Origin of the sequence: Paenibacillus sp. Marseille-P2973 (assembly GCF_018101095.1) — a bacterium.
Classification (GTDB): Bacteria; Bacillota; Bacilli; order Paenibacillales; family Paenibacillaceae; genus Fontibacillus; species Fontibacillus vini.
This window is the reverse complement of sequence record NZ_JAGQEH010000002.1, coordinates 573,509-598,412: the sequence shown is the minus strand read 5'-3', so window position 1 is coordinate 598,412 and position 24,904 is coordinate 573,509. Positions and strand designations below refer to the sequence as shown.

Below are 24,904 nucleotides of genomic sequence, written 5' to 3'. Positions count from 1 at the left end.
GCAAAGGGGGTTGAAGACAGTATGAGCAATCAGCACGAAGAGCATGAATCATCGCATAAACCGCCCGTACGTAAGGAAATGTCCCGTCGGCAGTTTCTTACATATACTCTGGGAGGCGCTACCGCTTTTATGGCAGCCGGTGTGACGCTTCCGATGGTTCGTTTTGCCGTGGACCCTATTCTGCAGAAGAAAGGCGAAGGCGCTTTTGTAAAAGTGGTCGAAATCAGCAAAATTACGAGCGAACCGCAGGAATTTACATTCGAACTGAAACAGCAGGACGGATGGTACTTAAGTACGGCGAATCTCACGGCCTGGATCCGGAAGGACGAGAGCGGGAAAATTTATGCGCTTTCACCGATCTGTAAGCATTTGGGCTGCACAATCGGCTGGAACAACGACAAGAATTTCCCGGACGAATACCACTGTCCGTGCCATGGAGCGCATTATACGAAGGAAGGCAAACAGCTTGCCGTTGCGTCGAAACCGCTCGACGAGTACAAGGTAATGCTGAAGGACGACTGGGTCTATTTGGGCGAGATTATCCCGAATACCATTGTGAAATAAGGAGGCGTAGATTCAGATGTTTAAAAATGTGTACAACTGGATTGACGAACGTCTTGATATCACGCCGATCTGGAGAGATGTTGCCGATCATGAAGTACCGGAACATGTCAATCCGGCGCATCATTTCTCGGCGTTCGTATATTGCTTTGGCGGCTTGACGTTTTTTATTACGGTAATCCAGATTCTTTCGGGGATGTTCCTGACGATGTACTATGTTCCCGATATCATTAATGCTTACAACAGTGTCGAGTATCTGCAGACCCAGGTCGCGTTCGGACAAATCGTCCGCGGGATGCACCACTGGGGAGCGAGCTTGGTCATCGTGATGATGTTCCTGCATACGCTGCGCGTGTTCTTCACCGGCTCTTACAAAGCGCCGCGCGAAATGAACTGGGTAGTGGGCATGCTCATCTTTTTCGTTATGATCGGACTCGGTTTGACGGGATACTTGCTTCCTTGGGACAATAAGGCTTACTTTGCGACCAAGGTTACACTGGAAATTGCGAATTCGATTCCCGTATTGGGACCGATACTTAAGGAACTGCTGCAGGGCGGTACAATTGTCGGCGCCGAAACGCTTACCCGTTTCTTCGCCATCCATGTGTTCTTCCTTCCTGCCGTGCTGTTGATCCTTCTGGTTGGACACTTTATTATGATCCGCAGACAGGGGATTTCCGGTCCTCTGTAAGATGTAATAGAGCGCTAGAAGGTAAACTGTGATCATTTCAACAAATTGAGAAGGGAGGCATTTACATGGCTCATGGAGACAAATCGAAACAGGAAAAAGTCGTATTTGTCGGCGATTCACGGGTCCGCAGAGGAAAAGGGTTCATTACTCCTCCCGACTATACGGCCTATCCGGGTAAATCGGAGGCCTTCATTCCAAACTTTCTGCTCAAAGAATGGATGGTTGGGGTTGTCGTTCTTGTCGGGTTTCTAGTACTGACGATTTCGGAACCGGCACCGCTCGGTTTTCCGGCCAATCCCAGCGCTTCGGTTATTCCGATGCCGGACTGGTACTTCCTGTTCCTGTATCAATATCTGAAATACCCTTATGCTTCCGGTGATTTTGTCGTATTGGGTACCCTTGGTATTCCTACCGTCGCTTTCGGGGGACTGCTGCTGGCTCCGTTCCTGGACCGCGGCAAAGAACGGCGCTTTTACAAACGTCCGATTGCATCGGCACTCATGTTTCTGTCGCTGATTTCCCTGGTGTACTTGACGAACTTTGCATGGACGCATTACAAGCATGAACTTGAAGCTTCGGGAACTGAGCCGGAACATATCCAGCGTGAAGAAAAAGCGAGGGAGAACCGGGAGAAAGGTCTGCCGACCTCAAGCGGAACGAAGCAGGAAGAAGTCGCGATCGTGGATAAGGACGATCCGGCGATGGAAGCCTATAAGACTGCAACGTGTATTTCTTGTCACGCAGCCGACCTAAAAGGCGCGGGCGGTCCTTCGCTTCGCGGAGTTGGCGACAAGCATGATAAGGATGCTATCCTTGCCATCATTAAGGAAGGCTACAACGGCAAGATGCCACCGATGTACGACACGGCGATCAGCAACGGTCTGACCGACCAGGACATCGACCATTTGGCCGAGTGGCTTGCGAAACAAAAAACGGAACAGTAAAATAGTAGTAAACGAAAACCTGATCGTTTTGGCGGTCAGGTTTTTTTTAGATTTTACATAGGGAAAAGGGGTAGAGGTTTGAAATTATCACTCTTCTGGAGCCGTTCATTCTTATCTTCGCGGCTGCTGTTGTGGCCTTTGTTTATTTGTAATCTACTTGGTACGATCTACGGATACATATGGTATGAAAGCCAATTGCGGGACACCTGGGTAAATCATCCGAAATGGCAGCTTGTTTTCGTTCCGGACAGCCCGACGGCAAGTCTTTTCTTTACATTGGCTCTGTTGTTCCTTCTGTTTCCTGCCCAACTGGGAAAATATCATTTTCTCCGCACTCTAATTGAAGGATTGGCTGTAGTGACCAGCGTGAAATATGGAGTATGGGCAGTCAGTATGATTTTTGGCGGATATGCTCAAGGCGGGGAGTTGGTCTGGCAGGACTGGATGCTGGTCGCTTCCCATTTGGCTATGGCCGTCGAAGCCCTATTGTATGTCCGATTGTTCAAATTTGGGACAAGCATGCTGCTGTGCGCGGGTGCCTGGACGCTGCTTAACGATGCGGTAGACTATATGTTTGAAGTATATCCCTGGCTGCCGCAGCCGCTGTGGGATGACGTTCCGGCTGTCATGGTCTTTACCATTTGCCTGACCTTGGCCAGTGTGGGAGCCGGCTGGCTGGCCCTCAGAGGCGCTAAAAGAAATAGGATCAGCCGAGTTCAATAGATCATCTTAATTGGACCCAAGTTCTAAGGTTGGACAGCCCGCCATACCATGGTGGTAGGGAGGGGATTGTCCGTGAATAATGCAATTAGGAAAATTATATTGTATTCGTTACTGGGTATTTCATTTATGCTCGGCGGATTGCTGCCATATGGCGCCGGATCGGTCGCAGCCGCCTCTGATTCGCCAAAGGAAACTACCAAAGGCTTGGTACAGGGGGATAAGGAGAAGCTGGCCCTATTCGAGCAAGCGGCCGAAGAACTGTATCGGGATATGCAAGAGGGGAATACGCAAGGGGCTCATCAGCAAATGGAGCGTTTGACCGACTCTCTGGAGGGACTCTCTTTTAAAGGGCTGACCTCGGTTGAGGGAATACATGCCCTGGCGGAGAGCATCATAGATGTCCGTGAGACGCTAGCTAGGGCAGAGGTCTCTCCCGAAGAATGGGCTTCATCGTCCGCAAGGCTCAGATTGGCGGTAAACAGCCTAGCACATCAGGATAATGCGCTTTGGCTTCAATACTACAAAGTGATGGCTGATGATATGGAGAAGATGCACAGAGGCAGAACCAAGGGGAGTCCCGCTTTGTTTCGTGAGGCTTTTCTGGCTTTGCAGTCGCATTATGCTATGATCCGGCCCGCTGCGGTGATTCGCAAGGACGCTTCCGAAATCAACCGCTTCGATTCCTGGATGTCCTATGTCGAGCGGCTCAGCAATGATAAAGCTTGGGATGAGCCATCCGCAGGCAAGGCGGTGAGCCAAGGCGAAAGACTGCTCAAGGAGCTGTTTGGACGAAAAACGGGGGAACCCGTATTTTTGCCGATTACCGGATTCGGAAGCCCCTGGTACTGGAGCGTGCTGATCGGCGGGTGGATTGTGCTGGCGCTGGCTTATACCGGACTCCGGAAATACCGAGCCGACCAGACCGTAATGTCGGTTCATGCCAAAAAAGACAGGGCGGACAGCTACCGGTTTTAAAGAAAGTTTCAAAGTGCTTTATTATAAAAAAGACGCCGTTTAAGGCGTCTTTTCTTTGTTCCTGACATGATTTCATATAACCATGAACGGAACCCTTGTAGGATCTTCTATTCCTCCTTGAAGCCTTCTCCATGCACGTCATGCACATCGCTGATGATGATAAACGCCCGCGGATCGACCGATTTGGCGATCGCAGTGAGGCGTCTGATCTCCTGCCGGGATACGACGCAGTAAGCCATGTGCTTGGCTTGCTTAGAATAAGCGCCGATCGCCGGAATCAGCGTAACTCCGCGGTCCATGTCCCGTGTAACAATGTCCGCGATTTGCGGAGCATGGTCGCTGATGATCGTAAGCGCTTTGGCTGCGTAAGCCCCCTCCTGAATGAAGTCGATGACTTTGGAGGCGATAAATACGGCGACGAGGGTGTACAGTATATTTTCTTTGGCTACATAGAATAGAGACAAGCCGATAATGATGATATCGATCGTCAGGATGACCTGCCCCATGCTGAATCCGTATTTCCGCCCCAAAATCCGGGCAATAATGTCCGATCCCCCGGTTGTCCCGCCAAAGCGGAAAACAATGCCGAGCCCGGCTCCGAGAGTGACCCCGGCATACAAAGATGCCAGGATATAATCCGTTTCAAACGTCTCGATCCATCCGGAATCAATCATTTTTTCGAAAATCCATAGAAAGAACGAAAGCGACCCGATTCCGATTCCCGTATATATAATTTGGCGGCCGCCGAGGATTTTCCAACCCAGAAAGAACAGCGGGATGTTAATAACCAGGTTGGAAAGCGAGGGGGAAATCCCGAAAGCGTATTTGAGCAGGATGGTTATGCCCGTTACGCCGCCCTCCATCAATTGATTGGGTATAATGAAATAAAGAAGCCCGAAGGCATAGACGGCCGTCCCCAAAAGAATTGGAAGTATCGTCTTCATGTAACCTGAGAGTTTACCAGTGTTCATTCAATTAATCCCTCACCTATCGTTTGTATGATGATTTTTAAGCAGTACACCTTAGTATACCTTTTTACGGTACGATTAAAAAATGATTTGTTTTCAAATCTTCTTTACGATAACATAGTTATGATATCAGACCTTAAACGGAGGGATGGCCCTTGAAAGAGAAGTCTCTCGCCGAGCTGCAGCGTGAAGTGGACCAATACATATCCCAATTTAAAGAAGGTTATTTCAGTCCGCTCGCGATGCTGGCCCGGATGAGCGAAGAAGTCGGCGAATTGGCCCGCGAAGTGAACCATACTTATGGTGAGAAGCCGAAAAAGGCGGACGAAGCCGATAATTCGATCGAGCTGGAATTAGGCGATATCTTGTTCATCACGATGTGTTTCGCCAATTCGCTCGGTATTGATTTAACGTCTGCACACGATAAAGTGATGCATAAATTTAATACCCGCGATGCTACACGTTGGACCAAAAAGAACACCGATTAGGACCAATCTTCATATGCTGTAGTAATATCAGCCCATCGACAGGGGGACGGCAGATGAAGTCAGAGGAATACTTGAAAAAAGCTTACCGGAGCATCTACGAGAACGACTTTGAACAGGCGATCCAATGGTTTGAGCAGGCGCTTGCCCTCGAGCCGGACAATGGGGATATCCACTATAGATGTTCGATAACCTGCGCTAGAAGCAACCGCTTGGAGAAAGCGCTGGTCCATGCCCGATTGGCGGCGGCTTTGGCTCCTTTGCAGGAGGAATATATGCTGCACTTTGACCGTTTGCAGTCCAAGGAACTGACCCTTATGGCTAAGAGATTGCTGGAGGGAGAATCCGGAGGAAGCTCGGTGAATAAAGCGGGAGCCGCAGAGCCTGCATCAAGACTGCTGGAACGGGCGGTGGAGCTGGATCCGTTGTCTGTGGACGCCCAAATCTGGCTGGCGATCGCGTATACGGAATTAGAGCAATACGAATCGGCTTTAAACGCCGCCCAAGAAGCGGCCTCTTTGCCGCAGGATGACGGGATTGCCAAACAACTGCAAGAATTGGAACAAAGAATCAGGGAATATATGGAGTAAAATAATTTCTAGAGAATGCGGGGGATCTCGGGTGGGTGAACAGATTAGAGTAGCTGTTGCAGGAGCGGCAGGCAGAATGGGTAAAGAAGTAATAAAGATGGTTCTGGAAGATCCGGAACTTCTATTGGTCGCTGCTATCGGCCAAAGTGATGAAGGAGTTGACGCAGCCTCTATCGTCGGGCTTCCGGCATGCGGCGTCCGGATGACTACGGATCTGGAGCTTGCTTTAGTTGAGAGTAAACCTCAGGTATTGGTCGATTTTACTACCCCGGCGTCCGCTTATGACAACACTGCATTAGCGGTCAAGCACGGGGTAGCTCCGGTGGTCGGAACGACCGGATTTACTCCGGAGCAAATCGAGCTTCTGGACAAGCAGTGCAAAGATAAAGGCATCGGCGGATTGATAGCTCCGAATTTCTCGATCGGCGCCATTCTTATGATGAAGTTTGCGGCGCAGGCCGCGAAATACTTCCCTCATCTGGAGATCATCGAGTATCATGGGGATCAGAAGCTGGATGCCCCTTCCGGTACCGCGGTCAAAACCGCGGAGTTGATCGCAATGAACCGTGAGGAGCTTCGTCAAGGAAATCCGAAGGAAGAAGAAACGATCGAAGGCTCGCGGGGCGGTTACTACAACGGATTCCGTATTCACAGCGTCCGCCTGCCCGGCGTATTCGCGCAGCAGGAGGTGATCTTCGGCGGCTTCGGACAGACGCTGAAGATCCGGCATGATTCCTATGATCGCGCGGGTTATATGCCCGGCGTGAATCTGGCGGTTAAAAAGGTGCTGGAATATCAAGGCATGATCTACGGATTCGACCATTTTGTGGATTGACAGAGGGAGAGTTAAACATGTTGAATATTGCTTTTATTGCCCATGACCGTAAAAAAGAAGATATCGTTAATTTTGTAATTGCGTACGAGCATGTCTTTAAGGATAAGAAGCTGTACTCCACCGGGACAACGGGTCTGCGGATCATGGAAGCGACGGAGTTGAAAATTCATCGATTTCTGTCCGGTCCGCTCGGCGGCGATCAGCAAATCGGATCTTTGATCGCTCAGAACGAAATGGATCTCGTGATTTTCTTCCGTGATCCGTTGATGGCGCAGCCGCATGAGCCGGATATTACGGCATTACTGCGTCTTTGCGATGTTCATGGTATCCCGGTAGCAACGAACCTGGCGACGGCGGAGATTCTCGTAAGAGCGCTCGATCGCGGGGATTTCGCATGGCGGGAGCTGGTCGAGAATAATAAGCCGGGGCTGGGACAATGAGCGAGAAACTGGATATTCTTATTTTCGGCGCTCATGCCGACGATGCGGAGATCGGAATGGCAGGTACGATCGCCAAGCAGGTAGCCGCAGGATATAAGGTGGGCTTATGCGATTTGACCCAGGCGGAGATGTCATCCAACGGTACCGTGGAGCTTCGTAAGCAGGAAGCGTTGGCGGCGGCCGAGGTGCTCGGAGCTTCGCTCCGCATAAACCTGGGATTGCCGGACCGTGGATTGTCGGGAACACCCGAACAAATCGCGAAGGTGACCGAAGTAATTCGCAAGTATGAACCTTCGGTAATTTTTGCACCGTATTGGGAGGATCGTCATCCCGATCATGTGGCTTGCAGCAAACTCGTGGAAGAAGCCGCGTTCAACGCCAAGCTCCGCCGCTATATGCCGGACAAGCCGGCGGTACCGGCTCCGGAGCTGTATTATTATTTCATCAACGACTGGAAAACCCCGGATTTACTGGTGGATGTAACGGATTGTTACCCCAGCAAGATAGAGGCCCTCGGCTGCTACCGTTCGCAATTCGGACAGGCTTCCGCAGGAGAGGATGTGGCGCTTACTCCGCTGAATCAAGGTTACGTGGAGCGGGTTCAAGCCAGAGACTCCCTGCTAGGACAGCGCAAGCTGATTCCGTATGCGGAAGGTTTTGCTGTTAAAACACCGTATCTGGTTAATCTATTCGGGTCCGGCCGCTCATAAACTATACAGGATCAGAACAAATAAGGAGGCCCCCACCATATGGACCCATTTTTGAAAATAGGAATTACCTGCTATCCGTCGCTTGGCGGCTCGGGGGTAGTAGCGACCGAACTGGGTAAACAGCTGGCGGAAAAGGGACATGAGGTCCATTTTATTTCCCACAGCGTTCCTTTCCGGCTCGGCAGCTTTCACAAAAACATTAAATATCATGAGGTCGAGGTCAGCGATTATTACGTGTTCCGGTATCCTCCTTACGATTTATCCCTGGCGACCAAAATGGCGCAGGTGGCGAAAGAGCAGGAGCTGGATGTGCTGCATGTCCATTATGCCGTTCCTCATGCGGTGTGCGCCTTCTTGGCGAAACAGATGGTCGGGGACAAACTGAAGGTTGTCACGACGCTGCACGGGACGGATATCACGGTCTTGGCTCAAGACGAGTCGCTTAAGGATCTGATACGTCTTGCGATTAACGAAAGTGATGCCGTGACTTCGGTCTCCCTGGATTTGATGCGGGAAACTCGTGAAGTACTGGATATTACGCGGGATATCGATTTGACTTACAACTTTGTGGACGGAAGAGAATACTATCCGCGGAGCGCTTGCGAATGCCGCCGTGATTTTGCCGATCCGGAAGAGAAAGTGCTGATGCATATTTCCAACTTCAGACCGGTGAAACGCGTAAGCGACGTCGTTGACGTCTTTAATTTGGTCAATCAACAAATTCCATCCCGGTTGCTGTTTGTCGGAGAAGGCCCGGATTTGCCTAAAGTACAGTGGAAAATCAAAGAGATGGGACTCAGCGACAAAGTCCATTTCCTTGGCAAGCAGGACGACATCGCCCAAGTGATCTCGATGGCCGATGTGCTTCTGCTTCCTTCGGAAAAGGAAAGCTTTGGTCTCGTGGCTTTGGAGGCGATGGCCTGCGGCGTGCCGACCGTCGGATCGATAGCAGGCGGGATTCCGGAGCTTGTGGCTCACGGGGAGACCGGATTTTTGGCGCCGATCGGGGATGTTCGCCAAATGGCCGACTATTGCATTTCCTTGTTAAGTCAGCCGGAGCTGGCAGCAAGAGTTCGTGAAGCGTGTTTGAAGCGGGCGAAGTCCGAGTTCAGCAGCGATATTATTACAGCCGCCTATGAATCGATTTATTACCGCGTGTTGGACCGTAAGCTGCCGCAAATTAAGCCGGCCTGCGGTTAAACGGCAAGTTGGAGGTTTATGGAACATGAGCCTTTGGAAAATGGCAGACCCCCTGATGCGACATCAGGGGGAAAAGGTGCTTGCGCGCCTGCTGGAAAACGGATACCAGGCCTATTTCGTCGGCGGCTGTGTCCGCGATGAAATTATGGGTCGGCCCGTCCATGATATGGATATAGCAACTTCGGCCAAGCCTGAAGATGTGATAAGGCTGTTCGATCGCACCATTCCGACGGGACTCCAGCATGGGACGGTTACCGTAGTATCGGGCGATCATGCCTTTGAGGTAACCACGTTTCGTAAAGAGGCGGAGTATGAAGATCATCGTCATCCCTCTAGCGTGGAATTCGTAGAGAGGCTCACCGAGGATTTGCAGCGGCGCGACTTTACGATGAACGCGATCGCCGGAGACGGGGAAGGCAGGCTTACCGATCCTTTCGGCGGGCGCGAAGATATTGAGGCCGGCCTGATCCGCTGCGTGGGCGATGCCTCGGAGAGGTTTGACGAGGATGCGCTGCGCATGATGCGGGCCGTCCGCTTCGCATCCGTATTCGCGTTCCGTCCGGTGAAAAGCCTCTGGTCGGCGATGCGCGCCGGCAGATCGAAAATCGCCTTCATCGCCATGGAACGAATTCGAACCGAACTGGAAAAGATCGTGCTGGGCCCGTATCCGGTGCGGGGCCTGGCCATGCTTCAGCGCAGCGGATTGTTGGAACATGTGAAGGCACCGGTACCCCAAGGAGCCCTGGCTCCCTTTGCGAAGACGGAGGAGCGCTCGTTATGGATTGCTGCCTTGGAACGATGTTCGCCGGACCGTGCTGAAATACGATGGTCTCTACTGCTGCAAGCACTTGGTGTAACTGGGGATGAGTCTGCAAGCCTGATGAAAGAATGGACATTCTCCAATGCAGCGGCGCAAATGGCTGCCTCACTCGTCCGGTTTGACGAGCTCTGGAGTACCGTGAAATTGTCCGGGATGGAAGAGCGGCTCAAGCGGAAAAACTGGATAAAGCTGCAGCTGGCATTCGGAAAAGCGGTTGCCGCCAATTGGCTGCTTCGACAGGAGACCCTGCTGAGAACCCGTCATTCGGAGCCTGCCACCCATGAGAGACTCAGCCTACTGGAGCAAGAAGAAGGAAAGTGGCATGAGGAAGTTGTTATCCATACGCTGCAGGAGCTGTCCGTGAATGGCGGGGATGTGATTCAGTATCTCGGCAAGCGAGGCGGTCCGTGGTTAGGGGAATTAATGAACCGCTTGCTGCTCGAGGTCGCTGCCGGGGACTGCGTAAACGAACGGGAAACTCTGCTGGAACATGCGAAAGTTGTGGTGAATGATAATGGAACATCTTAGATTGCTGGACATTCTGCGCGAACACCGCGGATCGTATATATCGGGCGAGGAGATCAGCCGGCGCCTGTCGATCAGCCGAACGGCAGTATGGAAGCAGATCAATAAGCTTCGTGAGGAAGGCTATGAATTCGAAGCGGTGTCCCGTAAAGGGTACCGTCTTGTTTTTGCACCGGACAAGCTGGAGGAAGGCGACGTGCTGAAAGAACTCCAAACAAAATCTTTCGGCAGGGATTTGAACCTGATGGAAGTAACGTCGTCGACGCAGGAGGCAGCAAGGTTGCTTGCAGAAGAGGGCGCACCTGAAGGGACTTTGGTCATCGCCGAAGAGCAAACCGGGGGCCGCGGCCGCCAAGGAAAGAGATGGTATTCTCCAGCCCGTAAAGGGATATGGATGAGCTTGCTCCTGCGACCGCAGCGGCCCTTGTCATTTGCGCCGCAGCTCACTCTGTTGACCGCTGTGGCGGTGTGCCGGGCGATTAGAAAAGTTACCGGGGTGGATGCGGGAATCAAATGGCCGAACGATTTGCTGGTTCAAGGCAAAAAAATATGCGGGATCTTGATCGAATCCGTCGGCGAAGATGAGCGGATCAAATATTGTATAGCCGGTATCGGAATCGATGTGAATGTAGAGTTGGAAGAACTGCCTCTGGAGCTCCATAAGGTCGCTACTTCTTTAAAAATTGAGAGCGGCCAAACTCAAAGCCGCGCAACCTTGATTTCGGCCGTAATGAATGAGTTGGAGCAGCTCTACAATCTCTATGAAGAGGAAGGCTTCGCACCCATTGGCCATTTATGGGAAGCCTTATCGGTGACGTTAGGCAAGCGCGTGACCGTGAAGACCCCACGCGGCGAGACGGAGGGGACGGCCGAGGCTTTAGACGAGTCCGGGGCGCTGGTTCTGCTGGACGATACAGGCAATCACATCACGATTTTCTCAGGAGATGTACAACTTGCATGATGAAAAATGCAAAACATTTTGTTATACTGTCCTCAAGAGGCGATATCGGTATTCGAATTGCACTCTTGAGGGCACAATATAGCTTATTTTGAGTTGATGAGATTTCCACGGTGACGTTGGATTCTGCTCTGAGCCGAAGAGGACCGAGACAGAAAGAACGAGCGACAGTGACTCTTCTTTGGATTTCGGACCTTTTTAGTGCCTAAACTAAAAGGTTTTTTTGGCGTGTCCGCGAACGAAACGCTCACGACCGGAAAGCCGGAGGAGATGGAGAAACAATGGCTGTTAAACATCCACTGAACATTGTAAAGATGAAAAAAATGAAGCAGGAAGGCAATCCGATTACGATGATTACCGCCTATGACTATCCTTCCGCCAAGCTGGCGGAAGAGGCGGGCATCGATGTGTTGCTGGTCGGCGATTCGCTCGGGAACGTGGTGCTCGGATATGATTCCACCATACCGGTAACGACCGACGATATCGTATACCATACCCGGGCGGTTGCCCGCGGAGCGCAGCATACCTTTATCGTAGCCGACCTGCCTTTTATGACATATCACGGAAGTATTGATGAAACTCTGAAGACCGTGCGGCGGATCATGCAGGAGGGCGGCGCCCATGCCGTGAAGATGGAGGGCGGCCCCGAAATTGCCCCTGCGGTTCGAAGAATTGTTGAGGCCGGTGTCCCTGTACTAGGCCATATCGGGTTGACGCCTCAGTCCGTCAACCAGATCGGGGGTTATCGCATACAGGGTAAGGATGAGCGCGATGCCCGGCGATTGCTGGAGGAAGCGAAGGCGTTGGAGAGCGCCGGAGTGTTCGGCATCGTGCTGGAACTGGTGACAGAAGAAGTAGCCGCAGCAATTACGGAGAAGATTTCCGTTCCGACGATCGGCATCGGTGCCGGCCGGAAGGTTGACGGTCAAGTGCTGGTATTCCATGATGTACTGAAATACGGCTCGGATTACCGGGAGAAGCGGTTCGTCAAAACTTACGCCGATATCGGTGCCGAGATTCGCACTGGCATATCACAATATGTAAGTGAAGTGAAGGGCAAAGCGTTTCCGGAAGAAAAACACGGGTTTGCCGCCGAAGACGGTGTGATCGAGCAATTATACGGCAAAGGGAAGGTGGAGTCCCGGTCATGAAAGTGTTTAGAGAGATCAGGGAACTAAAGGAATACTTAAAGATCGAGCGGATTAAAGCCGCTAAAGATAGAAAATTTCCCAAAACGGGACTTGTTCCTACGATGGGATTTCTGCATGAGGGCCATGCGAGCTTGCTGCAGCGGGCACGTCAGGATAACGAAATCGTCGTTCTTAGCATTTTTGTGAATCCGATCCAGTTCGGACCGAATGAGGATTTCGACCGCTATCCCCGCGATGAAGACAAGGATCTGGCGCTGGCTGAACGCGAAGGCGTGGACGCCGTGTTCCTGCCAAGCGTGGAAGAAATGTATCCTCATCCTACGGCGACAAAGATCAAGGTGGAGGGATTGACGGAGCGGTTGTGTGGAGCTTCACGCCCGGGACATTTTGACGGAGTGACGACTGTCGTGGGCAAACTGCTTCATATTGTTCAGCCTACTAACGCATATTTCGGACAAAAGGACGCACAACAGGCGGCGGTGATCGCGCAAATGGTTCAGGATCTCAATTTCGATGTTGAGATCATACCTTGTCCAATTATCCGCGAGAGCGACGGCGTCGCGTTAAGCTCGCGTAACGTGTATTTGAGCGCTGAGCAGCGGGAAGCAGCCAAGGTGTTATCCAGAAGCCTGCAGAAGCTGCAGTCCGGCGTGGAAGCCGGTGAGAGCATTACTGCGGGGGAAGCACTCAAGGCATTGACGGAGGCGATTCAGGCCGAGCCACAGGCGGTAATCGATTATGTGGAGATTGTCCATTATCCGCGCTTGAATCCTGTTGAGGAGTCGGCAATTCTGAAGGATGCGAAAGAACCGGTCCTCGTTGCGCTAGCCGTAAAATTCGGAACGACGCGCTTAATCGATAACGTAATTTTGATGAAGAAGGGAGAGGCGCTGCATGTATAGAACGATGATGAAATCGAAAATTCACCGCGCTACCGTAACGGAGGCGAATTTAAATTATATCGGCAGCATTACGATCGACGAGAGCTTGATGGAATCGGCCGATCTGCTTGAAAACGAAAAGGTGCAAATCGTCAACAACAACAATGGTGCCCGGCTGGAAACCTATGTTATTCCGGGACCGCGCGGAAGCGGGGTCATTTGCCTGAACGGAGCCGCTGCACGGCTGGTGCAACCCGGCGATCAGGTCATTATTATCTCCTATGCACAAATGTCGCCGGAAGAGCTGAGAAGCCACATGCCTACGGTCGTGTTCGTGGACGAGAATAACTTTCCGGTCGAAACCGCAAGCCAGGAGCTGCACGCGACGGTACGCTAATCCCTTCGTATGCAATTAATGCCTCCGGGAATGAAAAGCCCGCCAAAGACAAAAAATGAACGTAAGGCTCAAGCTGCTTTCATTTTCGTTAAAGGTGGGATGCGAATGATGTTTCAGCATGTATTTGCGGAAATGAATGACATGTTGGATGAAATCGTGACCTTATATCCTGTTGCCCAAGGCGACCAGAAGCAAGAACTGGCTAAGAAATGGCATTTGCTCAAGCATATGAGTGACGGCATTATTGAGGAATGGCTTAATTTTGAAGAGAAAATGGGCGATTTCCGCCAGAGCTGGGCAAGTCCGGACAGCGGAAAAAGCGCCCAGCTTCCCGAAATGAATTGCGCTGCTTTTATTAAAGGACAAGGGTATTATAAACTTTTAATGTTTTCCCAGGCATTGCCTCAGTTTGAGATTTCTTTGGAAACCTATCCAGAAAGCACGGTGGTTCGAACCTATTTGGCGATGTGCCATATGCATCTGGAACAGTTTGGAGAAGCGGTTGCTCATTTCTGGAAAGTGCTGGATGGTTCCGGAAGTAAACGACTTCGTTCGATTATTTATAACGCGCTCGGCTGCATTGAAGCCCGGCAAGGCGTGCGCACGAAAGCGAAGGAATATTTTACTTTGGCCCATTATCATGATCCTTCGCTGCCCGAGCCTTTGGCCAATCTGGAAGCCTGTATGAAGAGCTCCGGGAAGCTCCAGTACGGAAACGAATTGACGTCGCTGCTGTAATGTAATCCGGTCACCTGAGTTACAAAAGCCATGATTCAGAAGAGCGGTGCATGTCCCCTTTCAATGGGGGAGCATCGCTCTTTATTGTGTCCGCATTGCCGGGGATACCGTCTACACCGGAATTTTCAAAACGGCTTACTTCTGTTATGCTGTAAAAGAGACTGGAACGAAAGGGACTTTGGAACTCATGAAATATGCCGTACTCGATTTTGAAACGACGGGGAACCAGTCCTCTGATGAAATTATTCAAGCAGGGCTTGCCATTATAGATGAAGATTTGAAAGTATCCCGGGTCTATAGTTCCTATGTGAAGCCGGGAATACCCATACCTCCCTTTATTACGGGACTTACGGGAATTTCGGAAGACGATGTCAAGGATGCGCCGGATCTGGACGAAGTCATGATGGAAATGGTGCCGCTACTTGACGACGCCGTTCTTGTGGGACATAACGTCGCCTTCGACTTTAATTATTTGCAGAGTGCGCTCGATAAAACCGGGTATCTGCCTTTTACGGGACGCATTCTCGATACGATGGATTTTTTGAAAATATTTTTCCCTTCGTTGACCACTTATCAGTTGGGAATGGTCGCATCCGAGTTCGGGGTTGAGCATGACCGGCCCCACCAGGCGGATAGCGATGCTTTGGCGACCGCGCTCATTTTCTTGAAATGTCTCGAGGAACTGGCCGATTTGCCGCTGATTGTCTTGCAAAGGTTGTCAGACCTTTTTGCCGGAGAAGACAGCGATCTGGGCTGGTTTTTTGATGCCATGCTTCAGGAAAAAGAACGGGAGGCCGATCAGAGCCCTGACGGTTATACGTATTACCGGCAGTTTGCGCTGCAGGTGGAGGACTGGATGGACATCGAGCCTGCCAGAAACTCCATGCTTGGCAATCCGCTTCGCGATGTTTCCTTTGAGCAATTCATGGAGCAGGTCCGGGAGAAGCTGCGCGCCAAGCTGCCCGATTATGAGGAGCGCGAAGCACAGAACCTGATGCTGAACGAGGTGACCCAGGCTTTTGACGAAGATAAGCACTTGCTGATCGAGGCGGGGACCGGAACGGGTAAATCGCTCGGATATTTGCTTCCGGCTATTTACCACAGCGTGAAGAATGATGAGAAGGTAATGGTCAGCACGCATACGATCAACCTCCAGGAGCAGCTGAGGGAAAGGGATGTGCCCCTGTTGACGGAGGTCGTGCCTTTTCCGTTCAGCGCAGCTGTATTCAAGGGAAGACAGCATTATTTGTGTTTGCGCAAATTTGAACATAAAATTAATAGAAGAGACTTTGCGACACCTAAAGAAGAGGTGATGACGGCCGCCCAGATGATCGTATGGCTGGCCCATACGGAGACGGGCGACGACGAGGAGCTGAACCTTGGAAACCGCGGTGGAGATTTTTGGGAAACGGTGGCGAGTGAATCGGACTCGTGCCTTGGCCGCTCTTGCCCGTGGTTCCGCAAATGTTACTATCACAAGGCCAAGCATGAAGCGGGTGTTGCCGATGTGGTCATTACGAACCATTCCAAGCTGTTCACCGATATTCAAGCCGGCCACCAGCTGCTGCCTGGATACGAACGTCTGGTAATTGACGAAGCGCATCATTTGGAAGAAGTGGCAGGCAAGCATTTGGGACTTCAAATGAAGTATTTTACCGTTGTCCATACGCTCACCCGGCTGTTTAAGGATAGTAAAACCGGACAATTCCCGAATCTGCGCAGTATGCTGCAGCAATCGGGAAGTGAGAAATCTGCGGAATGGTGTTCGGTTATTGACGGATTGTACCCGACCCTTGTGGATGTGAAGGAGAACTGGGATCGGCTGGCCGAGCTGATGTTTACGCTGATGCCTGAACGCAGCGATGCAGCGCCAGGGGATCCTGGACAGTTTGTGCTGCGCTTGCTGCCGCAAAAGAAACCGAAGGCGTGGGATACGCTTACCGCGCTGGAGAATCAAATTTTTGTGGCTATGGGCGACGTTCTCCGCAAAGGCGAGCGGATGATCAACGAGCTTAAGGAAGACGACCATGATTACGGCTATGAGAGCCTGATCACCGATATTAGCGGACTCTTGAAGGATCTCGGAACCGAACGCGACGCGCTGCGATTTTTTATTAAGCTGGAGGACGAGAATACGGTATACTGGATAGAAGGAAACGGTAATTACCGTAGCCGGTCCCTGCAAATTTTCGCGGTTCCGATCGACGTGAGCGCGCAATTGAAGGGTTATTTCTTCGACAAAAAGAAAAGTGTAGTCATGACCTCGGCTACGTTGTCGGTCGACAAATCGTTCCAGTATATGATAGATCAGCTTGGATTAACCGAAGCCGCGGCGGAGGACAGACTGATTACTTCGATGCTGCCTTCCCCGTTCAATTACCGGGAACAGGCGCTGCTGGTCATTCCGCGGGACTTTCCAAGCGTAAAGGGAAGTGTAGGCGACGATCATTTCGTGGCTACTCTGGTTCAGTCCCTTGCCGACACAGCGGTGGTAACGAAGGGCCGTATGATGGTCCTGTTTACATCGTACCGGATGCTGAGGCAGGTATATGATCCTTTGAAGGAGCAGCTGGCCGGACAAGGAATTACCGTGATCGGGCAGGGAATGGATAGCGGAAGCCGGACCAAGCTGACCCGTCGCTTCCAGGGACAACATGCTTCGGTGCTGCTCGGAACGAGCAGCTTCTGGGAAGGCGTGGACATTCCGGGGGAAGCTTTGACGAGTCTCGCTATCGTCCGTCTGCCTTTTCAGCCGCCCAACCACCCGCTTGTGGAGGCAAAGAGCGAACGGCTGCAGCAGCAGAAGAAGAACCCGTTCATGAAGCTGTCCGTTCCGCAAGCCGTCATTCGGTTCAAGCAGGGCTTCGGACGTCTGGTCCGGTCTTCGCAGGACCGCGGGATCGTGGTTGTTTACGATACACGCATCTTGGAATCTTACTACGGGAAATACTTTTTATATTCTTTGCCCGGACCGAAAATGGAGCATATGCCGCTCGGGCAGATGGTTCCGCGAATTTCGGAATGGCTGAACGCAGAGGAACAATAAACGTTCTTCAAATCGCGCCTATTAGGGGGATAACCAAATGAAATCGGAAAAAATTTCTGACGCCGTAGTACGCAGATTGCCGGTGTATTTACGTTTTCTTAATGAACTGAGCCGCCGGGAGGTCCCGACGGTTTCTTCTCAGGAGCTTGGACAAAAGCTGGATCTCAATCCGGCGCAAATCCGTAAGGACCTAGCTTATTTCGGCGACTTTGGCCGGAAGGGGATCGGATATGACGTCTCCTATCTGATCGAGAAAATCCGCCAGATTCTGAACTTGGACCAGCAGATCAACGTGGCTTTGATCGGAGCCGGTAATCTCGGACAAGCATTGTCGAATTACAACGCTTATTTGAAGGACAATATGAAAATCGTCGCCGTATTCGACGCATCCCCTGGTAAAATCGGTACCCAGATCAACAATATCACGATTCAACCGATCGAAGATCTGGTGGATACGGTAAGAGGCAATCAGATCCGGATCGGAATTATTACGGTTCCCGCACCGGAAGCCCAGCGAGTAGCCGACCAGCTTGTGGCCGCTGGAATTGGGGCTATCTTGAATTTTGCGCCCACGATCCTTAAGGTGCCTTCTGAGGTGCGGGTGCATGCGGCCGATTTCACAACCGACTTGATGAGTCTTGCTTATTATTTGAACGGAGGAAAGGAACATTCGGAACATGAATCGGAAATGGTTGATTAAAGACGGAACCTTCGCCGTGCCGGACCGGGAGAAGCCGGTCATTCGCGGATATATGCTGGTAGAAGGCAGCACGATTACTTATATAGGCGAACAGCGCCCGGAAGAAGGCGTGGAGGGCGCCGAAACCTTCGACGGTAAAGGCCTGCTCTTCTTGCCGGGACTCGTCAATACCCATGGTCATGCCGCCATGTCTTTGCTTCGCGGTTATGGGGATGACATGGTGCTTCAAACCTGGCTGCAGGAAAAAATGTGGCCGATGGAAGCTAAATTTACCGGGGAGGATGTCTACCGCGGCACAGCATTGTCCGTTCTGGAAATGCTGAAAGGCGGAACAACGACCTTCCTGGATATGTACGATCACATGGACCAAGTGGCTTCCGTTGTCGAGCAATCGGGGATCCGGGCGGTACTGACGCGCGGAGTCATCGGGCTATGCCCGCCTGACGTTCAGCAGCATAAGCTGGATGAGGCGGTGGCTTTTGCCCGTAATTGGCATGGTAAAGCGGACGGGCGGATTACGACGATGATGTCGCCGCACTCGCCTTATACCTGTCCGCCGGATTATATCGAGAAGATCGTTCAGGCGGCACATGACCTGAATCTGCCGCTGCATACGCATATGTCGGAAACACGGGCCGAGGTCGAGCAGAACGTAGCGGATTACGGATTGCGTCCGGTTCAGCATTTGTTAAACCTGGGATTGTTCAGCCGTCCGGCACTTTTGGCACATGCTGTGCATTTGACGGATGAGGAGATCGAAATTTTGGCGGCGCACAATGTGGCCGTTTCCCATAACCCGGGCAGCAATCTCAAACTGGCAAGTGGAGTTGCCCGCGTACCGGACCTGCTTAAAGCGGGCGTAACCGTATCATTGGGCACAGACGGACCAGCAAGCAATAATAACCTAGATATGTTCGAGGAAATCCGCCTGGCAGCTCTTATTCACAAAGGAGTCTCGGGCGACCCGACCGCGGTTCCGGCCGCGGAAGCGCTCAGAATGGGTACGGAATACGGTGCGAAATCGCTCTTCCTTCAAGACACGGGCAGGCTGGCCGCGGGCATGAAGGCGGACTTCATCGCGCTGAATACAGAGCAAGCCCATTTCTTGCCACGGACGGATTATATTTCCCATGCCGTTTACTCGGCGGGTTCGAAGGATGTCGAGCATGTTTGGGTGAACGGTAAGCAGGTAGTTAAGCACGGAGCTTGTCTGACACTTGACGAGGAGAAGGTCCGGTTTGAAGCCCAGGCTGCCTTTGAGGGCCTGTTAGGCCGATAACATGCCGCAGGGTATGAAAGAGAAACCGGAATAAGCCGGCATCGGGGAAAGGAAGAGTAGGTTGAAGAACAGAACCAAATGGATCCTGCTCTCCATTGTGATTTTGGTGCTGGTGCTCATTGGCCTTCACCGCTTTTATCTGTATGTCCACGAGGATATATGGCAAGGAGAGAATGAAGCCGTTCAACGGGCCAGACAGGAAACCGGACTGACCGAAGCCGAAAAAGTGTGGAAATCGGTCTGGGACAAAGTATGCTGGGTAGTGGAAGGCAAGGATGCAGACGGACAAGAGATCATGGTCTGGCTGCCGGAGGGCGGGCAGGCTGAAGTAAAGCCGCTGTCCGAGGGCGTATCGGAAAGCCAAGTCCGTACAATCATACATGATCAATATCCCGGTATTGAAGTCGTGCGGCTTATGCCGGGTATCTACAACAATGAATTGGTGTGGCAGCTATTTTATAAGGAAAAGGCGCATCATTATTACCGTTTTTTCCGGTTTAGCGACGGCCAGGCATTGGAAGAGGTATTTACATTGCCGAACCGGTAAATGTTGCATAAGAAATAATAACAGCCTTGCGCTGAATTCATGGACCTGTCAAGCGGTCCGTGCTTCAGTGCAAGGCTGTTTTTAGAGGTTGTTCAAAAAGTCATCTTTCCAAGACGAAGGGGATCATGAAGCGGATTCGACGTCGAATCTTGAATTCAGCCGGGCCTTCCGTTGCTCACGTACCCCATGAGCAAATGCTTACGAAGTCGTTTTCTACGAAAACGTTTAGCTCCGCTACTCAGTCCCTAACTTCATCCAACCTAAAGCGTTTTGCAAAAACGCACTTCGAAAGCATACGCCTCGGTCCTGCAAACCTGACTTTTTGAACATGCACTTTTATAAAAATTTTAAATATATTCACAACTTTATTCGAAAATGTATATACGATGTGATATACTCATATTTGTAAGTTTGATATATATACTAATGTGGTTTGAATGTATTATTTGATATATGAATTTAATATTACATCAAGGGGGATTATGCCGTGAAATTGCGCGTTGGACCAATTATCGCGAGCGTGGCTGTTTCCGCGACTCTATTATTCGGAGGATGGTTTGCCTATAAGCAATGGGCTGTCGAGAGCCCGTTTGAAAATAAATTGAATCAATACGAGGGTGTGAAGAGCGTTCAAACAGATATTACCCAGAAACAGGCCCTGGTGAAACTTAATTTAGAACCGGGAACCGATTTTGGCAGTCTGGTGAAGCAAATTCAGAATGACGGCCGCAAGTGGATCGGAAATCGGGAGTTGAAGCTGGAAGTGCAAGATAACGCATCTCAGGAGCTTAACGATTTGTGGGAAGAGGCGTTGTTCCCGATCGCGCAGGCGATGGAAAATAAAGAGTATACCGGTATTACCGACACTCTGGATAAATTGCGGGAAAAAGACAGCAACTTGTCAGCCAAGGCTGAAATGGACGATCGGAACGTCTATATTACGTTGAGTGATGGACAAGCGAGCAAATTTATTATTTTACCTCGCGTATCGCAGAATATGGGGGTGTGGCCGAATGCGTAAGTGGATGCTGGAGCTGGCGGCCGGGTTTGTACCCGTCCTGTTCATTTTCCTCGCTTTTATCGGATATAATGTCATTCCGCTGCTTGTCGGCATAGTTATGCTGGGGGCATTGTTCGCGGCGGTCAAGATGCGCGGCGGCATCGTTGCCACGGCTTCCCAGGAACGTAAACGCAAAAAAATCGGCTCGTCCAATTTGACTTTCGACGAAATCGGCGGGCAAGACAGCGCCAAGCAGGAATTGCGTGAAGCGCTTGATTTTATGGTTCGGCATGAAGAAATCAAAAAATTCGGCATTCGGCCGATCAAAGGGATTTTGCTGACGGGGCCTCCGGGAACCGGTAAAACCTTGATGGCCAAGGCTGCGGCTCAGTATACAAATGCCGTGTTCGTTGCGGCATCGGGTAGTGAATTCGTAGAGATGTATGTAGGGGTCGGCGCCAGCCGGATCCGAGACTTGTTCAAAGATGCGCGCACTCGCGCGGCTAAGGAAAATAAAGAGAACGCCGTCATTTTTATCGACGAAATCGATGTGATCGGCGGCAAGCGGGAAGGCGGCCAACAGCGCGAGTATGATCAAACGCTGAATCAGCTGTTGACCGAGATGGACGGTATTTATACGTCCGAAACACCGCGTATCCTGCTGATTGCGGCAACCAACCGTAAAGAGATGCTGGACAGCGCTCTGCTGCGTCCAGGCCGGTTCGACCGCCATATTCAGGTCGATCTGCCCGACAAGAAGGGACGCCGTCACATCCTTGAGCTGCATGCTAAGAACAAACCAATTGCGTCCGACGTCAATCTGGAGAAGGTTGCCGAGGAATCGTACGGATTCTCCGGCGCCCAGCTCGAGAGCGTCATGAATGAAGCGGCGATTTACGCTATGCGTGATGAGAGTAGCGTGATTGACCAGCGTCATCTTTCGATGGCGATCGATAAGGTCATGATGGGTGAGAAGACGGACCGTCAATCGACGGAAGAAGAAAAACGCCGGGTTGCGGTTCACGAACTGGGACATGCCGTAGCGGCCGAAGTCGTGGCGCCGGGCAGCGTGAACCAGGTAGCGCTTAGCCCTCGCGGCAGAGCACTCGGTTATGTAAGACATAATCCGCAGGAAGAGAAATACCTGTATACGAAGCAGTATCTTGAAGGTCAGATCATGATCGCCCTCGCTGGAGCGGCGGCAGAAGAAATCTATTACGGCGGCCGGAGCACCGGCTCGAGCAATGATTTCGAGCAGGCGCTGAACCTGGTGCAGACGATGATGACTTCCGGCCTTACTTCACTCGGGATCATCCATATGGATATGGTCACCAAGGAAGTGCTGATGAACGAGAATTCCAAAATTCTGGACGACCTCGCAGCACGGACAAAACAGCTTTTGGTCGACAATTCAGCTGTGTTCGATCAGTCTTTGGAAATCCTTCTAAGAGAAGAACGGCTCTCCGGAGACCAATTCCGTTGTCAATTTCGTGACAGCTTAACTTTACCGGCATAATTCTTTATGCCGGTTATTTTTTTTTACTTTTCGGCCGTGCTAAGATATTATTATATGTTGGGTATAAAATGATGTATTATTCGACATCAGGGGTACAATATTATGGAGAGACCATGAAAGGATGGAGCGAGAGGACCATGAACTTCAAAAAAATAGGTGTCATTGGTGGCGGCACGATGGGCCAAGGGATCAGCGAAATGCTGGCAGCCAAAGGACTCGATGTGCTACTCGTTGAAGAAACGACCGAAAAATTAAACCATGCGTATAGCATGATAGAAACGAGTCTGGACAAGCAGCTTGAGAAATGGGCGATTACCAAGGCCGAGAAAAAGCTGATCTTGAACAAAATTCATAAAGTTACTCATTTTGCCGAACTCGGAACCTGCGATATGGTGATCGAGACCATTTCGGAGGATTTGAATGCCAAGAAAGAGGTATTCAAACAGCTGGACCAAGTTTGCCCGAGCAACATTATTCTGGCGAGCAACACATCGACGCTTAGTTTGACCGAAATCGCCGGTTCGACAATGTATCCGGAGCGCGTGATCGGCATGCACTTTATTTATCCCGTTGCTAAAATTAATCTGGTTGAAATTATCCGCGGGCTCAAAACATCCGAATCCACATTTGAAGAAACGAAACGATTTGTGGATGAAGTTGTCGATAAACACGGAATCATGGTATATGAATCGCCGGGCTTCGTAACGTCCCGGATTATTTGTCTGATGATCAACGAAGCGTTGCATGTTCTGGGCGAGGGCGTTGCTACTGCCGAGGATATTGACGACGCTATGCGGATCGGGTACCAGTTCCAATACGGACCTCTTGAGATGGCCGACCGTTTCGGTCTGGATTCCGTTCTGGCAGCTCTGGAACGCATGTTCCGCGAATTCGGGGAACTGAAGTACCGTCCTTCTTATGTGTTGAAGAAAATGGTTCGCGCGGGCTCCCTCGGGGTTAAGACGGGCGAAGGATTTTTCAAATACGACAAGGATGGTGACCGGATATGAAAGTTCTAGTAATTAACGCGGGAAGCTCTTCCCTTAAATATCAGCTTTATGATATGACCGACGAATCCGTATTGGCCAAAGGCCTGGTGGAGCGGATCGGCATGGACTCCTCCATCCTGACGCATAAGCCGACAGGGAAGGAAGAGGTTACGGAAGTTAGCGACATTCTGGAGCATACGACGGCGATCCGTAAGGTGCTTGAGAAGCTGGTCGACAAAGAGCACGGCGTGCTTGCCTCGATCGACGAAATCGATGCTGTCGGACACCGCGTTGTTCACGGCGGCGAAGCGTTTAAAGGTTCTGCGCTGATTACCGGCGAAGCGAAATCCGAAATCCGCCGTTTGTTCGACCTGGCTCCGCTTCATAACCCGGCTTGTATGATGGGGATTCAAGCGGCTGAAGCGAACCTGCCGAACGTACCGCAAACCGTCGTATTCGATACAGCGTTTCATCAAACGATGCCTGAGAAGGCTTATTTGTATGCTATCCCGAAAGTGCTGTACAAAAAACATAAAGTCCGCCGTTATGGTTTCCATGGCACTTCGCATGAATACGTAAGCAAGACAGCCGCGGAATTTTTAGAGCGTAAGATTGAGGATTTGAAAATCATTACTTGTCATATCGGTAATGGTGCCAGCCTGACCGCTGTCATGGACGGCGTATCCGTGGACACCTCCATGGGGATGACCCCGCTGGAAGGGTTGATCATGGGTACGAGAAGCGGTGATCTGGATCCGGCGATTGTTCCTTTTGTTATGAATAAGGAAGAGCTTACGATTAACGAAGTAAACTCCATGCTGAACAAGCACAGCGGACTCTTGGCGATTTCGGGATCCAGCAGTGATATGCGGGATATTACCGACGGTATGGCTGAGGGCGAACCGAATGCGACGCTGGCGTTTGAAATGTATGAATACCGCCTTCGCAAATACATCGGCTCTTATGCAGCGGCAATGAATGGCGTTGACGTCATTGTATTTACGGCCGGCGTAGGCGAAAACTCGGCGATCGTACGGGAAAAGGTTTGCGAAAACCTGACTTATCTCGGCGTCGAAATCGATAAAGAATTGAACAAAATCCGCTCGGGAGACCCGCGCAGAATTTCCACACCGAATTCCAAGGTGGAAGTGCTGGTTGTTCCGACGAACGAAGAGCTCGTGATCGCCCGCGATACGTTGCGCATCGTTCAGGAAATGAAGTAATCTGTAAGCAGG

The 24,904-nt window shown here is 51.2% G+C and carries 26 protein-coding genes; 25 read left to right on the top strand and 1 reads right to left on the bottom strand.

Annotation, left to right across the window (positions count from 1 at the left end; genetic code table 11):
- The first annotated feature begins 21 nt into the window (after positions 1-21).
- From KB559_RS06325 to KB559_RS06305, 5 genes are all read left to right on the top strand, one after another.
- Positions 22-564 carry a QcrA and Rieske domain-containing protein gene (locus tag KB559_RS06325; RefSeq protein ID WP_211020855.1) on the top strand — a complete coding sequence of 181 codons (543 nt, stop codon included), beginning with the start codon at positions 22-24 and terminating at the stop codon, positions 562-564.
- A gap of 16 nt (positions 565-580) precedes the next feature.
- Positions 581-1,252, top strand: coding sequence for a menaquinol-cytochrome c reductase cytochrome b subunit (gene qcrB, locus KB559_RS06320; protein WP_211020854.1), 672 nt, complete (start codon positions 581-583; stop codon positions 1,250-1,252).
- Between the two features lie 65 nt (positions 1,253-1,317).
- Entirely contained in the window at positions 1,318-2,196 is an 879-nt protein-coding gene (locus tag KB559_RS06315) for a menaquinol-cytochrome c reductase cytochrome b/c subunit (protein WP_211020853.1), read from the top strand.
- Between the two features lie 78 nt (positions 2,197-2,274).
- Positions 2,275-2,919, top strand: a complete 645-nt coding sequence (locus KB559_RS06310; protein ID WP_211020852.1) for a DUF1405 domain-containing protein — start codon at positions 2,275-2,277, stop codon at positions 2,917-2,919.
- Positions 2,920-2,991: 72 nt separating this feature from the next.
- Complete coding sequence (locus KB559_RS06305; RefSeq protein ID WP_244861507.1) at positions 2,992-3,894, top strand: sporulation protein YpjB; 903 nt, start codon at positions 2,992-2,994, stop codon at positions 3,892-3,894.
- A 107-nt stretch (positions 3,895-4,001) separates the two neighbouring features.
- Here the strand turns inward: KB559_RS06305 and KB559_RS06300 are convergent, their stop codons facing one another.
- The gene (locus KB559_RS06300; RefSeq protein WP_211020851.1) at positions 4,002-4,865 is read right to left on the bottom strand and encodes a YitT family protein; all 864 of its coding nucleotides are present in this window, start codon (positions 4,863-4,865) and stop codon (positions 4,002-4,004) included.
- Between the two features lie 152 nt (positions 4,866-5,017).
- On the opposite strand from KB559_RS06300, the gene KB559_RS06295 reads away from it, so the two are divergent.
- The 20 genes from KB559_RS06295 (at position 5,018) to KB559_RS06200 (ending at position 24,892) form a co-directional block, all read left to right on the top strand.
- On the top strand, positions 5,018-5,350 hold the full coding sequence (locus tag KB559_RS06295) for a nucleotide pyrophosphohydrolase (protein WP_211020850.1): 333 nt from the start codon (positions 5,018-5,020) through the stop codon (positions 5,348-5,350).
- Positions 5,351-5,403: 53 nt separating this feature from the next.
- Complete coding sequence (locus KB559_RS06290; RefSeq protein ID WP_211020849.1) at positions 5,404-5,937, top strand: tetratricopeptide repeat protein; 534 nt, start codon at positions 5,404-5,406, stop codon at positions 5,935-5,937.
- Positions 5,938-5,968: 31 nt separating this feature from the next.
- Positions 5,969-6,772: a 4-hydroxy-tetrahydrodipicolinate reductase gene (dapB, locus tag KB559_RS06285; RefSeq protein WP_211020848.1), complete on the top strand. Its 804-nt coding sequence runs from the start codon at positions 5,969-5,971 to the stop codon at positions 6,770-6,772.
- Between the two features lie 17 nt (positions 6,773-6,789).
- Complete coding sequence (mgsA, locus tag KB559_RS06280) at positions 6,790-7,212, top strand: methylglyoxal synthase (protein ID WP_211020847.1); 423 nt, start codon at positions 6,790-6,792, stop codon at positions 7,210-7,212.
- Positions 7,209-7,922 (top strand): bacillithiol biosynthesis deacetylase BshB1, encoded by a 714-nt coding sequence (gene bshB1, locus KB559_RS06275; protein ID WP_211020846.1) that lies wholly within the window; start codon positions 7,209-7,211, stop codon positions 7,920-7,922. Before mgsA ends, bshB1 begins: the two co-directional genes overlap by 4 nt.
- 39 nt (positions 7,923-7,961) lie before the next feature.
- Positions 7,962-9,122 carry an N-acetyl-alpha-D-glucosaminyl L-malate synthase BshA gene (bshA, locus tag KB559_RS06270; protein WP_211020845.1) on the top strand — a complete coding sequence of 387 codons (1,161 nt, stop codon included), beginning with the start codon at positions 7,962-7,964 and terminating at the stop codon, positions 9,120-9,122.
- Positions 9,123-9,147: 25 nt separating this feature from the next.
- A complete protein-coding gene (locus KB559_RS06265) occupies positions 9,148-10,470 on the top strand; it encodes a CCA tRNA nucleotidyltransferase (protein ID WP_211020844.1) in 1,323 nt (440 codons plus the stop codon).
- Complete coding sequence (locus tag KB559_RS06260; protein ID WP_211020979.1) at positions 10,454-11,428, top strand: biotin--[acetyl-CoA-carboxylase] ligase; 975 nt, start codon at positions 10,454-10,456, stop codon at positions 11,426-11,428. Before KB559_RS06265 ends, KB559_RS06260 begins: the two co-directional genes overlap by 17 nt.
- A 278-nt stretch (positions 11,429-11,706) precedes the next feature.
- Positions 11,707-12,576 carry a 3-methyl-2-oxobutanoate hydroxymethyltransferase gene (panB, locus tag KB559_RS06255; RefSeq protein ID WP_211020843.1) on the top strand — a complete coding sequence of 290 codons (870 nt, stop codon included), beginning with the start codon at positions 11,707-11,709 and terminating at the stop codon, positions 12,574-12,576.
- Positions 12,573-13,478 (top strand): pantoate--beta-alanine ligase, encoded by a 906-nt coding sequence (gene panC / locus KB559_RS06250; RefSeq protein WP_211020842.1) that lies wholly within the window; start codon positions 12,573-12,575, stop codon positions 13,476-13,478. Before panB ends, panC begins: the two co-directional genes overlap by 4 nt.
- A complete protein-coding gene (gene panD, locus KB559_RS06245) occupies positions 13,471-13,854 on the top strand; it encodes an aspartate 1-decarboxylase (RefSeq protein WP_211020841.1) in 384 nt (127 codons plus the stop codon). Before panC ends, panD begins: the two co-directional genes overlap by 8 nt.
- 108 nt (positions 13,855-13,962) lie before the next feature.
- On the top strand, positions 13,963-14,592 hold the full coding sequence (locus KB559_RS06240; protein ID WP_211020978.1) for a tetratricopeptide repeat protein: 630 nt from the start codon (positions 13,963-13,965) through the stop codon (positions 14,590-14,592).
- Between the two features lie 187 nt (positions 14,593-14,779).
- Positions 14,780-17,638 carry an ATP-dependent DNA helicase DinG gene (gene dinG / locus KB559_RS06235; protein WP_211020977.1) on the top strand — a complete coding sequence of 953 codons (2,859 nt, stop codon included), beginning with the start codon at positions 14,780-14,782 and terminating at the stop codon, positions 17,636-17,638.
- A 37-nt stretch (positions 17,639-17,675) separates the two neighbouring features.
- Positions 17,676-18,338: a redox-sensing transcriptional repressor Rex gene (locus tag KB559_RS06230; RefSeq protein WP_211020840.1), complete on the top strand. Its 663-nt coding sequence runs from the start codon at positions 17,676-17,678 to the stop codon at positions 18,336-18,338.
- On the top strand, positions 18,316-19,617 hold the full coding sequence (locus tag KB559_RS06225) for an amidohydrolase (RefSeq protein WP_211020839.1): 1,302 nt from the start codon (positions 18,316-18,318) through the stop codon (positions 19,615-19,617). The genes KB559_RS06230 and KB559_RS06225 overlap by 23 nt, the downstream gene beginning before the upstream one ends.
- Positions 19,618-19,678: 61 nt before the next feature.
- Positions 19,679-20,164: a cell wall elongation regulator TseB-like domain-containing protein gene (locus KB559_RS06220; protein WP_211020838.1), complete on the top strand. Its 486-nt coding sequence runs from the start codon at positions 19,679-19,681 to the stop codon at positions 20,162-20,164.
- 487 nt (positions 20,165-20,651) lie between these two features.
- Positions 20,652-21,185, top strand: coding sequence for a hypothetical protein (locus tag KB559_RS06215; RefSeq protein WP_211020837.1), 534 nt, complete (start codon positions 20,652-20,654; stop codon positions 21,183-21,185).
- Complete coding sequence (locus tag KB559_RS06210; RefSeq protein ID WP_211020836.1) at positions 21,178-22,680, top strand: AAA family ATPase; 1,503 nt, start codon at positions 21,178-21,180, stop codon at positions 22,678-22,680. Before KB559_RS06215 ends, KB559_RS06210 begins: the two co-directional genes overlap by 8 nt.
- A gap of 137 nt (positions 22,681-22,817) precedes the next feature.
- The gene (locus KB559_RS06205; RefSeq protein WP_211020835.1) at positions 22,818-23,690 is read left to right on the top strand and encodes a 3-hydroxyacyl-CoA dehydrogenase family protein; all 873 of its coding nucleotides are present in this window, start codon (positions 22,818-22,820) and stop codon (positions 23,688-23,690) included.
- Positions 23,687-24,892 carry an acetate/propionate family kinase gene (locus KB559_RS06200; RefSeq protein WP_211020834.1) on the top strand — a complete coding sequence of 402 codons (1,206 nt, stop codon included), beginning with the start codon at positions 23,687-23,689 and terminating at the stop codon, positions 24,890-24,892. Before KB559_RS06205 ends, KB559_RS06200 begins: the two co-directional genes overlap by 4 nt.
- Positions 24,893-24,904 lie beyond the last annotated feature (12 nt).